This is a genomic window from Winogradskyella sp. PC D3.3, assembly GCF_054366245.1.
This window is the reverse complement of the sequence record NZ_CM135962.1, coordinates 3,147,629-3,161,763: the sequence shown is the minus strand read 5'-3', so window position 1 is coordinate 3,161,763 and position 14,135 is coordinate 3,147,629. Positions and strand designations below refer to the sequence as shown.

Here is a 14,135-nt window from a genome sequence, read left to right as displayed (position 1 = left end):
TCAAGTCAAACAATTTATGGTGCGCAATGTAGCTCTCTATGTTTTATTCAGCAATATAATTTTCGACTGTTTTTAGTAATTGTTTTTCAAAATTATAAATAGCATCAATTGAATTTATTGGTTCTTTAACTTCCTTTTTATTGTCGTTAAAAAGACTGATGTATTTATTTCCTCCATTAAGGTGAAGTCGGCAAAGAGGTTTTCTGTTATTATCATCTAATAAGATTCCAAAATAGGATTGAGTGTCTCTCGAAACAATTCTTTCTTTGGCTAATTTTCGTCTCAAAATAGCAACTACAATTTGATAAGCTTCTAATTCCTCTTCCGTAGTTTCTATTTTGCTTTTAGGTTCTTCTTCGGTTTCTTCAACCTTTTGTTTCTCCACTTCTTTATTTAGTGCAGAATTAAGTCGGTCACTAACTTTTTCACTAATTATCTGTGCAAAAGCTTTATTTACAATTTCAGTAAACTCATTCATGACATTTGAAGTCAATCTTCCATTATAAGCTTTGTTGGCAAATAAACGGACAAATTCTTGTGATGGAGACTGAAGTTCGTTATTAATTAGAGTTTTAATTTCTCTCGTATATTTTAAATTACTTGCATTATCAACAATTTTTGAAACATCAAACTTTGATTTATGAAATTTCTCAATTTCCTTTACTGTACTTTCTTTTAAATTGGTAATATCAAATTCTAAAAATGGTTTTTCATCCATTTTATTGGTTTCTTCTAAATCGGTATAGAAACGATAAATTATTCCGTTTGTTAAAAGTGCAAATCTTGTTTTTGTAACGTGGAAATATCTAAATAATTGAGAGTTGTGAACGTCTAAATTTTGTTTCCAATTTTTACATTCTACAATTAATATTGGTGCACCATTTTGGAAAATGGCATAATCAACTTTCTCTCCTTTTTTTAGTCCTAAATCAGCAGTAAATTCGGGAACAACTTCTGTAGGATTAAAAGCATCATATCCTAAGATGTTTATGAATGGTAAAGTAAAAGCGTGCTTTGTACTTTCTTCTGTTTCAATTCGGTCTTTCAGTTGTTCTACTTTGTCTGCAAGTCCTTTTAGTTGGTTGTATAATTCCATGTTTTTAGATTTTGAAAATTCTGGTTATCAGGGGGTGTTTTTGTATTTTCATTTGTAATGAGCTATGTATTAGAATGATAATCTTAAAAGATTATAAGAAATACTAATGTGTAAGATGGCTTGTCGTTATTGTTGTGAATTGTTTCTTGTTTTAATGTTGTTCTATCCAAAAAGATTATTTTTCTGGTGTTCAAACAACTTTTTAATCCAATATCTTCACTATAATTGTTGCGTATAAAAAAGATAAATTGATACGAGAATGATTCATAATTATTCTAAATTATTCACATCCATTCGCAACATAACGTAGTAGCTATTTTTAAACAAAAGCTAAGTTACAACACTCCATATTATGGAGGTTACGGTAAACCGTAAAAGGGAGGAAATAAGAACTAAATACACATTGGTTAAAGCTGTTAATTCATTCTTCCAAGGGATGTGTGACGTGTTTTGAAACTAATTAGACCTTTACTATTTTCATCTGGTCTTTTTATTAGCTTGTAGTCTGGATTGTTTTTAGGGTCATTGTCTATCCTAATTTCCCAATACAATAATTTCTCGAAGCAATATTTAGCCAGTGGATTGTGTAATTCTTTGACGTCGTCGTTCATTACGGCTCTTAATTCTTTCGGTAAATTCTCATAATGATTTTCGAAAAAAGGATATTGTTTGTTGTTAAAGGTTACAATGATGTGTTTCATATCTTCATATTTAAGGTCTTTAGGGATCTCAATTTCTGAAGTTTCTCTGTTTAGAATTTGTAATTGCTTATACTTTGGGTTTACTGTTACTAATACTAAATTGAAGTCTGTTTTACGAATATTGGCTAGGGTATCGTTATCAATTATAAGTCTTAATCGTAAAGGTTGCGTGATTGCTTTTATTTCCCTTACAATAAAAGGGATATCGTGAGCAATATATTCGCTATGCTCTTTGATGATGATTTCTGCAATTTCGGCAAAATTGGTTTCTAGCAAGACTATGTTGATATTGGGTTCTGTTTTGGCGAGGTTGATAAATTTATCTAATTGCTCCTCGTCGTAGTTAGAATATATTAGTAAGGTTCTGTCTTTGGCTTCTTGAATATAGAACTTAAAGTTTTTGTCTAGCGCAGCTTTATATGCGTTTAGGGTGGTCGAATCTGTGATGTCTAAATCATATTCAGTAAAAACGAGATTTGTTCCTTTAAGAATTTTATTCTTGTAATTGTTGTAATATTCGGTGATAATGTTGTTTGAATTTAGGGTCTTTAGCCATTCTTTTGCTTTTTCAGAATGGTCTTGTGCATTTAAAAAGACCGTAAAAACGAGTATCATGTTTGTTATAATTCTTTTCATCAGTATGTTTAATTTGTTTTATACGCTGTGATTTAATTTTTTATAAAGCAGATGGTCAACGTCTTTTAATACCGTTGAACATGTAATTTTATTAATATGAACCGAATAGGCTTTTGTCTGGTAGCGTATTAAAAATAGAATAAACTTTTGGAGCATTGGGTTTAGAGCTCACTATAATTTTGAATGGTGTTTGGTTATTAGTTTTTAAGATAAGTTAGTCTTGCTTTTGCCGCAAATCTCAACGTAAATCATCAAAATTATATTGATTGCTCGGTTGAAGATCTGGTTTTATTTGAAATTTAGCCGTATCTGAATTTCGAAAATCATATAAATTAGCGATGTTGAAACCTCGATATGATAGTTGTAAATTATATTTAGAGATATAAATAGAGCTCCCCGTTTTGCCAGGTACTTTAATTACTCTTCAATTTCCCATTCTTTAGTTAACAAATTCGTTTTATCTCCATTTCTGGATTCATAGATTTAAATTAAATGATGCGTTATGGCTAGTATTTATTTTAACCATTAACACTTTGTTTATTTGATTTCTAGTGTATTCCATATCATATTAATGAGGCTTTTGCCTAAAGAATTTTCAGCGTTGGTCATTTCCATAGTCATTAGTATTAATCCGGAATCTTTTTTACCTATAGAAGCAATTTCATAAATGTTTATTTCGTTGTTATAGGTTAAAACCGCTTTGTTTACATTTATTTTTGAGCCAGAGGCTAAGGTTTTCTCATAATCTTCTCTAACTAGTTTAAATCCATAGTTCACACTTTCTTTTGTGAGTTCATTAATCATTAATTCATTTAGCATGGTTGGATTAATGCCTGAGTATTTTTGAATAATAAAACCAGAACCTTCTGCGGTCATAAGCATTAACTGTTCAATTTCTTTATCAATGACTGTTCTACCTACTTTATATTCCTTTGGGTATTTAAAGCTAAAATATGCATCGTTGTATACAAGGGTATCTTTTTGCTTAAGGTTAATTTTAATTGGGGTTCCGTTAATCTCTAATTCATAGTCTTTATCTAGTGCTATGTCAAAGATTTTGCCATTAATTTCTACTTCATAATTTTCTTGTGCATGGCTTAAGTTTATAAACAGTAAGACTAGAATTAGTAATGTGTTTTTCATAATAGTTTTTGTTGGAACCCTGAAGGGAAGGGGTTGTTTGAGATTGGTTAAGCGTCTAATTTAGTAAATAAAAACGGAATAGTAGATCTGATTGTATTTTCGTTAGCTGGTTAGGTATTCAGTTCTTAAGGTAATTAGATCTAATTACTATTCTGTGTATTAGAGTTATTTGTCAACCCATGTGATCCATTATGCTATAACCTGCATTAAAATATTTTGTATATTACTGTATCATAAGTGTTTAGTTTAAGGTGTGATGCTATGGCACAACAGACCGGAATTATCCCTTTAGTAGGCACGTTAAATGGTATTAATTTTTATTATTTGAATGGTAAGCCTATTGCACGAAAAGCGGGTGGTGGATTTACTAGAAAAGCAATAAAGCGCAAGGCTAGTATGCAGCGTGTGTGCGAAAATGCTAATGAGTTTGAACATTGCTCAGCGGTGAATAAAGCGTTTAGATTAGCTTTGACTCCGTTTTATAAGGGCTACATTCACCCATTTCCATAATCGTTTAATAGGCTTGTTTACACGTATAAAAGCCTTAGATACGACACATAAACGCAGAGAACGCAGTGTTGCTGAAGGGATAGGGCAGGCGCAAGGTCTTCAGTTGTTGCAACATTTTAGTTATACACCTGCGTGTGCTGTACGGCAGGTTTTGCCTTTTGGGTTTCATGTTTCTGATACTGATTTTGATATTCAGCAGGTGGGCTTTGCGGATGGTGCTACTCATATGGCGCTGACTTATGGTGTTCTAGATTTTGATTTTGAGCATTTGAATTATGCCTTGCATTTGGCTCCTTCGTTAGTTTTAGATCGTGCTAATGTGAGTTCTACTTTAGTTTTAGAGCCTGCTACTTTACCCAATGGTCTTGGTACTGCGCTATGTGTACTTGGTGTGCGGTTTTATCAAGAAGTTGATGGCGCTTTGTATGTTTTAAATGCTAAAGACAGTGTAGGTATTACGGTTTTGAAATGTTTATAGGACGTTAGTGGTAGCGCCTGTGTTTTAGTTTAAATGGTGACATATAAACTTGTAGATTCTATTAACACGACTATTTTGTTTATAGCATTGCTTCGATTATTCCTTTAAGATTAATCAAGAAAATCTTTATTAATAGTTTCAAGGTATGCTTTTACATAACTATCAACGGCCGCTTTGCTAGATACATTTTTACCACGTATAACCAAAATGATAATGTATTTATCCTTATAGGTGGCATGGTATTTTGCTTCCTCGTATTCCGTTTCAGTTGTGGTGGTTATAAACGCATTGTCAAATATGTTTAGATCGCTAACGAAAGTGTCTTCGATGTCTAATTTTACGGCATTTTTGTGACCTATTCGTATGTAATTGAACATGATTTTGTTTTCATTTACCTCTTCGGTGATAGTGAATGTAAATTCGTAGAAATCATTTGTAGGGTGGTTGTATTGAGCCGCAAGTCCGTGTTTAGTACAACCCACATTCTTGAAATTATATTCTGCGTAAGTATCAAGATGCGGAACGGCATCAAACAGTTTTTTATTGCGTTCGCAAGTCGGTACACTTTCTGGAAATTTTGATACCGTGGTTACCGTATTTTCATTTATAGCTACTAATTGTGCTGTAGATTCGTTTTCTTTACATGAAAACGTAATTGTTATTACTACTAGAAATAAAAGCATATTTTTCATCTATATATGTTTTAGTGCCGTTGGTTACCAAATACACAAAGACCTGTTTTTCTTTCTTTATTTATTTTCTTCGGTTTCAACGCAAATAAAAGTAGTATAAAGCATGTAACTTTTATGTTACCTTTTCGTATTATTTTTGTAAATCTATAAATTTAGATTTGTTGTGTTCAGTTATGAAGGGAAGTTCGTTTTAAGTCTAAAATCATTCGGACTCATTTTGGTTTTATTTTTAAATAATTTACTGAAGTATTGTGGGTATGCAAACCCTAAATCATAAGCTATTTCGCTAACGCTCTTGTTTGAATTTAAAAGTATGGTTTTAGCTTTTGATATTATAACTTCATGTATATGGCTTTGTGCACTTCTCCCAGTTTCCTTTTTTAGTAATTCGGTTAAATATTTTGGTGACATATTTAAAGCTTCAGCTAAATATTGAACAGAAGGCACTCCATCTACTTTTAACTTTTCAGAATTGCAATACGAGGTTAGCAGTGTTTCAAACTCACTCACTTTATCTGTATTAAAAACAGAACGTGTAAAAAACTGACGGTCATAATACCGCGTCGCATAATTTAAGATCAATTCTATAGTAGAAACAATTACATTTTGACTGTGTCTATCTATATTTTGAAAATATTCTGTTTCAATCTTATCAACCAATATTTTTATTTCGTTGCGTTCCTTTTCAGAAAGATGTAAAGCTTCATGAAGGTTGTATGAAAAGAAATCGTAGGACTTCATTTTAGATGAAAGCGAAGAGTGGCGAATTAAATCAGGATGGAAAAATAACATCCAACCCTGATTATTTACACTCATTTCTTCATCTCCTGGAGAAATGACTTGACCAGGCTCAATAAACATCATTGTACCACTTTCAAAGTCAAACTTATTTCTGCCATAGCTAAACCCCTTTAAAGAAATATCTTTTATAGCAATAGAATATAAATTAATTATAAATTTTTCATTATTAAAACGCTTCCGAATTTTAGGATCGTTTAAATGAATTACAGAGACTAATGGGTGATTTGGTGAGTCTACATTAAAAATAGCATTGACTTCACTAATGGTATCAATAGATATAAAGTCTGTTTTCATTCGTTTTTATTTGTTTGTTGTTTTAATGTTATTACGGTAATCTCAGGCCAAATACCTATTCTAGCTGAGTAGCCATGGAATCCAAAACCTCTATTTACATTAATGTACCGTCCAAATTCTTTATACAAGCCAGCCCATTGTTTGTAAATATATTGTACAGGGCTCCATTGGAAATATCCCGGAATTTCTATACCAAACTGTAAACCGTGTGTATGACCGCTTAAGGTTAATTGGTAATTGTGATCATGGGATTTTACTTCGTATTCCCAATGGCTAGGGTCATGACTCATAAGTATTTTAAAATCGTTTTTTGAAGTTTGTAAAGAAGCTTGCTCTAAATCGCCAGCTTGTTTAAAATTATGCCCCCAATTCTCAACACCAATAAGCGCTATTTTTTCATTTTCTTTTTCAAAATAAATACTTTCATTTAATAATAATTTAAAATCTATCTTTTTATGAATAGCCTTTATCGCATTAAAATTATTGTTTTTTTCCGTTTGAGAAGGCCATTCTACATATTCTCCATAATCGTGATTGCCAAGCACTGAATATTTACCAAATTCTGGTGTTTTTATTTCCTTAAATATAGCTATCCAAGGATCCATTTCATTTGCTTTTGTGTTTACAATATCACCTGTAAATAAAATAGTATCTGTGTCTTGTTGGTTGATTAAATCAATAGCGTATTTAACTTTTTCTTCATCATCAAAACTTCCAGAGTGTACATCTGTAATATGCGTAATTTTAAACCCATCAAAAGCCTTTGGGAGATCCTTAAAATAAAGGGTATGTGAAATTACTTTGTAATTGTACTTCCCTTTAAAAATACCGTAAAGAGCAGCAGAAAAAGGGATGGCAGCAATGCCTAATGCTAATTGACTTATAAATTTTCTTCTTGAAGAAATGAAAGTTGTTGCATTTTCACTAGACGTATTGTTTGTTAAATATTGGTAAAGACCAAGTGAAACCCTAATAATATCCTCTCCAAACATGAGTAAGATTACTACAATTTTGGGTACTAAAAATAGGATAAAAACAGCACCGAAAATTAAACTATCTTTATCAGGACCTACGGTATTATCATACCTAATAATAATTGCAAAAAGGTAAATTAATACACCAACGGAAATAATACCATACAGGCCATAAAACCATTGGTTTTTTGTGACATTCTTAATAGCTTGAAAAGCGTATACATCAATTATTATCAATCCTGTAAAAACAAGTAAAACGATAAGGATAAACTTCATATAATAAGCGTGTTGTTAAATTTTAATTATGTGATTGAATCAAAAAAACAAATGCATTTTGATTAGTCATTTTAGGTAAAGAACCTGCTTTGTTGTTTTAAAGATTCTTTAAAAGTTAATTCCGTTAAATTAAAAACGAGAACTGTTTTAAATTAGGATAATTAAAATTTTTCTATCATTTTTTCGGTTTCAAATCTCAGCCGTTTTTGTGCTTGCATATCCCTAATAGGTTTCCAAACTTTTCCTATTTTTTTATTGCTGATGTATTTTGAGTTAAGTCTTTTAGCTTTTTCATCAAATAGTAACCATAGATAAACATCTTTTGCTTTTTGGGGTGTAATACCCATAAATATCGGTAGAATTTTTGTTAACACGTTCATTGGGAAGGGCATTTTTTTTCCTTTTATTAATCCGGATGTCACAAAACCTGGATGAATTGTATTGACTCTCACATTTGTATTCTGTAATTGTTTTGCCAAATCAAACGTATGTGAAATCATTAAGTGTTTGGAATGTTCATAAACAAAAGGACCATCATATTCTTTTTTATCAAAATTAAAATCGTCCCAATTAATAGCTCTTTTGTGGCCACTAGACCCAGTGTTAATTATTTGCGCATCTCCTTTTTCTGAAGCCGTACGTATTACTATTGGGCTCAGGTATTTGTTAAGAAGGTAAGTCGATAAATAATTAGTGGCTAATGTCTTCTCAAAACCTTCAGAGGTAATTTCTTTATCATAATAATAAGCACCCGCATTATTAATCAAATAGTCTATTTGGTCAAAATCAGCAATAATCTCTTTTGCTATCTTTTTAGTTTGTGCTAAAGATGATAAGTCCGCTTGATAAATGTGTATTTGATTAGCCGAAGCGTTAGGTAGCTTGGTTAAGGCAGTTAACTTCTCTTTATTCCTTCCTATGATTCCAATTTTATAGCCGCCCTTTTTTATTAACGCCGCTATAAGTGCTTTTCCTATGCCGTTAGTAGCACCAGATATAATAATGTTTTCCATTTTTGATAGCCTTTAATTAGATTCCAAAGTTTTCTTTCAACATAGCTATCATCTCACCATCCGATAGTTTTGCTCTAGCTTCTAACATTTGTTCAGCATCATTACCTGCAGGAAATCTAAGTTGGTTTGTAGTATCATGGATCGCAGTGTCTATTACTTTAGCAACTGTGTTTGGTGCACTTCCAGGAAAAGTATCATTAGTTTCTTCTCCTTTATAGGTTTTCATAATTTTATCTACAACAACTTTATAGTCGCTAATGTTCTCGTCATTAAAAGCTACAGATTTACTAAAGTTTGATGTAATAACACCAGGTTCAATAATTTTCACAGTAATACCCAATGGTTCAAGTTCGTACTGTAATGCTTCAGAAATGCCTTCTACTGCATATTTTGTAGCGCCATACACACTACCTAAAGGTAATGCAATACGACCACCCATAGATGATATATTTACAATGGTTCCAGATTTTTGTTTGCGCATAATAGGTAAAACGGTTTGCGTCGTTTCAAGCAGCCCAATAACGTTTACATTGTATTGTTCTCTGATGGTTGCAATAGGAGTTGCTTCTAAAGTCCCCAACATACCATACCCTGCATTATTAAGTAAAACGTCTATAGTTTCAAACTTTTGGACTGCAGCCTTTACAGCAGATTGAATAGAGCTACTGTCTGTAACATCTAATCGCGTCACTAAAACATTTTGTAATTCTGCTAAGTCTTTTCCGCTGTTTGTATTACGCATTGTTGCAACTACATTCCATCCTTTTTTCTGAAAATGAATTGCTGTTGCTTTTCCTATTCCGCTACTTGCTCCTGTTATAAAAATTGTTTTGTTCATCACTTTAGTCTTTTAAAGATTAATAATGATGCAAAATTATAAGGTATAGAACTAATGGAAGTATATCAATTTCAGATTTTTGAATACTTATTTCGGATTTTAATTTCGCTAGAGTTTCCTCTGCATTTAATGAAACCTTTAGGTTTACACGAGTGAATATTAATATTTTGGTAAACCATAAGGGCATAAGTCTTCTCTGCGTCTTAAAGCCGTAGTATTAGTCAAAATGTGTATGTTTTTAAATGCAAATGTTCCCGAGCTTTTCAAGAAGCCGAAACCCAAAGAATAGTCTTTGGGTTTTGGATATCTCATTACATTTATTTGAGGAAATCAGGATCTTTATATGCCGGATTTGGATTGGTATATACTCCTTTTCCGTTTGCGGTGCCCATCCTTCCTTTGTCCAGGTATTCCGTTTTAAACCATCCAGCAACCTTCGCAGAAAGTTCATCTCCTTCTTCTCCCCATGCCTTGAACAAATTATAGGGTGTATTAGGACCAATGATGTCTAAGAGCGAAAAAGGACCAATTGGCGAACCTGTAGAAATCATCCAGGTTTTATCAATTATTTGCGGTTCTGCAATGCCATCTGCAGCCGTTTGAACACTAGCCTTAAAGTGCGGAACCAATAGCGTATTTAAAATATATCCTGGTTGCTCTTTGTACAATGGAATAGGAAGCTGTCAATAGAAAATTCGTCTGATTCTTTTATTTCATTTGTTGCTGTTCAAACTTATTTAAAACCTTTTTATTCGTAATTTTTTTATAACGTATATTTTCCAAGTCCACAAATAGATTACTACGACAGAACGTCTGAGACGGTGATGATTTTCCTGCTTGCGTATAATGAAAATCGATGCTTGTTATTTTATTTGAATTACAAGCGGTCAGCAATACAACGAAAAGAACGGTTATTAATTTTATGTTCATTTTTTTCGTGAGGGTTGGTTTAGGACTAGCTACTTTTATGAAGCTTTAATTTAGTGAATAATATTTGAATAGATAATTGGAAGTAGGCTAGGGCTAGCAATGATTTATACAGGTTGTTGGCAGTCGTTGTTTTAATTGGTATATTTTTTTATTAATTCTTTTTCTTTCTCAATCAGTTTGGTTCTCGTATGTCCAACAGGTTCGTTTTCCAACTTTTGTCTCAATTCAATAAATCTATTCGCAAAGGCATAAAACGTTTCGCTTGTGGTAAAACGCTCTAGCCATTCACTGAAATCAATTAAGTCGTCTTGATTTTTAGTATAATCAAAATATTCAATTAGTTCTTCTAGCTGCCAATTTGAAGCTTCAGATTTTTCAAATTGAAGTGATTCTTTTTCAAGAAATTTGTCAAAAATATAAGTATTAGACATAAAAGTTTGAATGGCTTTTTTTTCGGCTTGTTCAATTCTTTTGGTTTTAAAAAGCGTAATGGTCCATTCAAAAAGGAAGATGGGATAGCCAATGTCTTCAGGGAAATTTTTTGTAAACCAATTGAAGTATCGTAAGGCCCCAGTGAAATCTCCTAATTTTAAGTATAATTCGGGAGGTAAATAGCGTAAGCCACGACCATCGTGATAATATCCGCCCCAATGCTTTTTGTCTGCTTGAAGGTCTTGTTTAATTTTCTTGATTTTATTTTTTAGTCGTTCTTCCTGTTTAGGTGTCATTATTTTTTTTAATTATAGTCAGCGGTTTTGTTTGTGATTTGCTTTGTCAGTTCGCTGCGCTCGGGTGTTACGTGTTTAAGTATCTAATTTACTAAATAAAAACGGAATAGATACTCTGTGAGGCTTTTTGGAAGTAGGCTAGGATAGGTTCTAAATTATATACGGCTTAAGTTTGCAAATTATTAAATTAGATTAATAAATCAGAAAGTACAAAAGAGAGAATTAAGGTTAGTATACACGGTGAAGCCAAGACTTCGACAACATTGATAATCCTCTCTCTTTTTCTACCTAAATTTCGTTCAGTTCTGTGAGACCAAGATCTCGTTTTTAAGTTGTTGAAAGTAAAGTAGAATGTCCTTTCTAAAACTCATTTTTTATGAATAAAGATAAAGAAATTTATGGTATTGACATTAGTAAAAATGTTTTTGATGTGTATTGCGAGTCTATAGGTCATATTCAATTAAATAATGATGAAAAAGGCTTTAAAACACTATTAAAAAAGCTACCTAAAGCAGCTTTGGTAGTTATGGAAGCTACAGGCTATTATCATTACAGGTTAGCTCAGTTTTTAGATAAAAACGAAGTAGCAGTATCAGTAGTAAACCCATTGTCAGTTAAACGCTTTATACAGATGAAATTGGCTAAAGTAAAAACAGATAAGAGTGATGCAAAAGCGATTTGTGAGTATGGAACGATGAACAATTTGCCAATGTACAGTGCCTTGACAGCTATTCAAGCAGAATGTCTACAACTCTTTAGATTGTTGGATAATTATTTAAAGAAACGCACCCAGACCAAGAATAAGAAACATGGCGAGGAAGTCTTAGGTATTCCATCGAAATATGTTTATCAGTCTTTAAAACGAGATTTAAAGCATTTAGACAACGAGATTAAAGGCATAGAATTAAGGTTGTTGGAACTAGTAAAACAAGATCAGCAACACCAATTAACCTTATTAAATAGCATTCCAGGAATAGGCATAAAAACTGCTTTGTTTTTAATAGTTGTAACAGATGGTTTTAAGAAGTTTGAAAGCGCATCACAGCTTTGCAGTTATGTAGGCATTACACCAACAATAAGGGAATCTGGAAGTAGTGTTAGAGGACGCAGTAGGATAAGCAAAGTAGGGAATAAGAAGTTAAGAAACATGTTGTTTTTATGTGCTTTTTCGGCCAGTAAGCATAATAAGGCATGTAGAGAAATCTATGAACGAATAGTAGCCAAAGGGAAGCGCAAAAAACAAGCCTTAATAGCTGTTGCCAATAAGTTATTAAAACAAGCTTTTGCCATTGCAAAAAGTGGTTTGCCTTATGATGAAAACTTTGTTTCTAAATTAGCTTAAAATTGCTTGTTTTTTAACTCAGTTCTTTGTTGTGCATAGTGTTTTTTACGTTCATTCTTTATTTATCGGATTTTAGAACGATATTTTTTTATAAATGATTAAACCTTTATCAATTTTGATAGTCTATACACTAAAACTATTAAAAATTTACAATAAATGAAATATCTAATACTCGCACTCTTAACACTTTCAAGTTTAAATTGTTTTGCATCAAATAAAAGAAGTTTTTCAGCGGATACTACGGAAATAAGCAATAATAATATTCTTTATAAAGTTTCACAAGAAGGCGATTATATCTACCTAAATCTAAGCACTACGGATAAGAAGATTGCAACGTCAATTATTAGAAAAGGACTTACTATTTATTACGATATTAAAGGAAAGGAAAAAAAGGATGTGTATGTAAAATATCCCTCTAGTACCGAACCAAGACAATCTCGCCAAGGTTCCCGAGGAAATAATGACTCAAACACTATTGACTTAAATAGTATGATTGAAAAATTACCTGCAGAAGCAGAATATAGTTCTTTTGAAGAAAGTCAAGTATTTAACAAAGACTTAAATACTTTAGATATTGCAATTGAAAACCATTATACAGCTTCGAGTCAATTATTTGAGTTTTCAATTAAAATTCCAAAAACAAAAATATTATCCAAAGAAAATAGTGATTTTTCTAAACTATCCATTGGTGTTGTTTCAAATAAAATGGAAGGAAATATAAACTCAGAAAGAGGGCAAGGTCAAAACCAAGGGATGCGAAGTGGTGGCGGACGTAGAGGAAATGGAAGTGGACGTGGCGGAATGAGAGGTCAAAATAGACAGAACCAAGTTCAACAGCAGAAAAGATAACTGTTGATTTTTGGTTTGATGCCCAATAAAAACTTACGGTTATAGGGTGTATATATTTGATTACTTTTATTAATTATAATTGTGATTCTGTTGCTCACATTTTTATTTCAAATGTTGATGTTTTATACGATTTTCGCATTATGAACAACGTTATTGTGTATGATTAGTGGCGTGTTTAAGCACCTAATTTAACAAATAAAAACTGAATAGAAAATCCGCGAGGATTTTTGTAAGTAGGCTAGAACTAGCAATAAATTATATACGGTGTTCTACGCAGTTTTTATTCCGCTATTCTTTTTTTCAAATCCATTCTTTCGTGTAATATTCTCGTAATCTCAACATAATTTTCGTTTAAAGTTCTGTAGAATATTATATGTCGATTTGATTTTATTCCTAAAAGTTGTTTTGAAATTCCTTCATAATTCTTTCCTAAATCTGGATTTTCAGCAATTTCCTCACAATTTGAGATTAGTCCATCGTAATATTTATCCGCTTGTTTTTCTGACCAAGCCTCAAATGTATATTCCCAAATTTTTGATAAATCCGCAACAGCTTTGTTCGTCAGTTTATATTCAGCCATTCGAGTGCTTTTTCGCTTTTAGAGATTCAAGATGTTTTTTCGGGTCAAAATCGTGCGCTATTCCACTGTCTATTCCTTCTTGAATTGCTTTTTTCAATGCAATTACTTTACTTTCTTCTTCTTCTAAAAGTCTTAATCCTGCTCGTATAACTTCGCTAACGTTTTTAAATCTTCCTTCACTAATACTATTTTGGACGAATTGGTCAAAATAATTTCCAAGTGATATTGATGTGTTTTTGTTCATTTTGATACTA

The 14,135-nt window shown here is 32.1% G+C and carries 16 protein-coding genes; 4 read left to right on the top strand and 12 right to left on the bottom strand.

Annotated elements, in window-relative coordinates; all coding sequences use genetic code 11:
• Positions 1–43: 43 nt before the first annotated feature.
• The 3 genes from ACXGSQ_RS13910 to ACXGSQ_RS13900 all read right to left on the bottom strand — a co-directional run bounded on the left by ACXGSQ_RS13910 (position 44) and on the right by ACXGSQ_RS13900 (position 3,576).
• Positions 44–1,096 (bottom strand): type I restriction endonuclease, encoded by a 1,053-nt coding sequence (locus ACXGSQ_RS13910; protein WP_458626757.1) that lies wholly within the window; start codon positions 1,094–1,096, stop codon positions 44–46.
• A gap of 416 nt (positions 1,097–1,512) precedes the next feature.
• The gene (locus ACXGSQ_RS13905; RefSeq protein ID WP_458626756.1) at positions 1,513–2,433 is read right to left on the bottom strand and encodes a hypothetical protein; all 921 of its coding nucleotides are present in this window, start codon (positions 2,431–2,433) and stop codon (positions 1,513–1,515) included.
• 537 nt (positions 2,434–2,970) lie between these two features.
• A complete protein-coding gene (locus ACXGSQ_RS13900) occupies positions 2,971–3,576 on the bottom strand; it encodes a hypothetical protein (protein WP_458626755.1) in 606 nt (201 codons plus the stop codon).
• 261 nt (positions 3,577–3,837) lie between these two features.
• Between ACXGSQ_RS13900 and ACXGSQ_RS13895 the strand changes: the two genes are divergently transcribed.
• Both ACXGSQ_RS13895 and ACXGSQ_RS13890 read left to right on the top strand, forming a co-directional pair.
• The gene (locus ACXGSQ_RS13895) at positions 3,838–4,086 is read left to right on the top strand and encodes a hypothetical protein (protein WP_458626754.1); all 249 of its coding nucleotides are present in this window, start codon (positions 3,838–3,840) and stop codon (positions 4,084–4,086) included.
• Between the two features lie 13 nt (positions 4,087–4,099).
• Positions 4,100–4,564, top strand: a complete 465-nt coding sequence (locus ACXGSQ_RS13890; RefSeq protein ID WP_458626753.1) for a hypothetical protein — start codon at positions 4,100–4,102, stop codon at positions 4,562–4,564.
• A gap of 110 nt (positions 4,565–4,674) precedes the next feature.
• Here the strand turns inward: ACXGSQ_RS13890 and ACXGSQ_RS13885 are convergent, their stop codons facing one another.
• The 7 genes from ACXGSQ_RS13885 to ACXGSQ_RS13855 form a co-directional block, all read right to left on the bottom strand.
• Positions 4,675–5,256 (bottom strand): hypothetical protein, encoded by a 582-nt coding sequence (locus ACXGSQ_RS13885; RefSeq protein WP_458626752.1) that lies wholly within the window; start codon positions 5,254–5,256, stop codon positions 4,675–4,677.
• A gap of 171 nt (positions 5,257–5,427) precedes the next feature.
• The gene (locus ACXGSQ_RS13880; protein ID WP_458626751.1) at positions 5,428–6,351 is read right to left on the bottom strand and encodes a helix-turn-helix domain-containing protein; all 924 of its coding nucleotides are present in this window, start codon (positions 6,349–6,351) and stop codon (positions 5,428–5,430) included.
• Positions 6,348–7,601 carry a metallophosphoesterase gene (locus ACXGSQ_RS13875; protein ID WP_458626750.1) on the bottom strand — a complete coding sequence of 418 codons (1,254 nt, stop codon included), beginning with the start codon at positions 7,599–7,601 and terminating at the stop codon, positions 6,348–6,350. Before ACXGSQ_RS13875 ends, ACXGSQ_RS13880 begins: the two co-directional genes overlap by 4 nt.
• Positions 7,602–7,762: 161 nt before the next feature.
• Positions 7,763–8,614, bottom strand: coding sequence for an SDR family NAD(P)-dependent oxidoreductase (locus ACXGSQ_RS13870; RefSeq protein ID WP_458626749.1), 852 nt, complete (start codon positions 8,612–8,614; stop codon positions 7,763–7,765).
• 16 nt (positions 8,615–8,630) lie between these two features.
• Positions 8,631–9,452, bottom strand: a complete 822-nt coding sequence (locus ACXGSQ_RS13865) for an SDR family oxidoreductase (RefSeq protein WP_458626748.1) — start codon at positions 9,450–9,452, stop codon at positions 8,631–8,633.
• A gap of 317 nt (positions 9,453–9,769) precedes the next feature.
• Entirely contained in the window at positions 9,770–10,120 is a 351-nt protein-coding gene (locus tag ACXGSQ_RS13860; protein WP_458626747.1) for a 3-hydroxyacyl-CoA dehydrogenase family protein, read from the bottom strand.
• Between the two features lie 393 nt (positions 10,121–10,513).
• Positions 10,514–11,110 (bottom strand): hypothetical protein, encoded by a 597-nt coding sequence (locus ACXGSQ_RS13855; RefSeq protein WP_458626746.1) that lies wholly within the window; start codon positions 11,108–11,110, stop codon positions 10,514–10,516.
• 376 nt (positions 11,111–11,486) lie between these two features.
• Here ACXGSQ_RS13855 and ACXGSQ_RS13850 point away from each other — a divergent pair, with 376 nt between their 5' ends.
• A complete protein-coding gene (locus ACXGSQ_RS13850) occupies positions 11,487–12,452 on the top strand; it encodes an IS110 family RNA-guided transposase (protein ID WP_458626370.1) in 966 nt (321 codons plus the stop codon).
• 156 nt (positions 12,453–12,608) lie between these two features.
• Positions 12,609–13,301: a hypothetical protein gene (locus ACXGSQ_RS13845; RefSeq protein WP_458626745.1), complete on the top strand. Its 693-nt coding sequence runs from the start codon at positions 12,609–12,611 to the stop codon at positions 13,299–13,301.
• Positions 13,302–13,581: 280 nt separating this feature from the next.
• On the opposite strand, the gene ACXGSQ_RS13840 is transcribed toward ACXGSQ_RS13845, so the two are convergent.
• On the bottom strand, positions 13,582–13,881 hold the full coding sequence (locus ACXGSQ_RS13840) for a type II toxin-antitoxin system RelE/ParE family toxin (RefSeq protein WP_458626744.1): 300 nt from the start codon (positions 13,879–13,881) through the stop codon (positions 13,582–13,584).
• A complete protein-coding gene (locus tag ACXGSQ_RS13835; RefSeq protein ID WP_215937343.1) occupies positions 13,874–14,125 on the bottom strand; it encodes a type II toxin-antitoxin system ParD family antitoxin in 252 nt (83 codons plus the stop codon). Before ACXGSQ_RS13835 ends, ACXGSQ_RS13840 begins: the two co-directional genes overlap by 8 nt.
• Between the last annotated feature and the right edge of the window lie 10 nt (positions 14,126–14,135).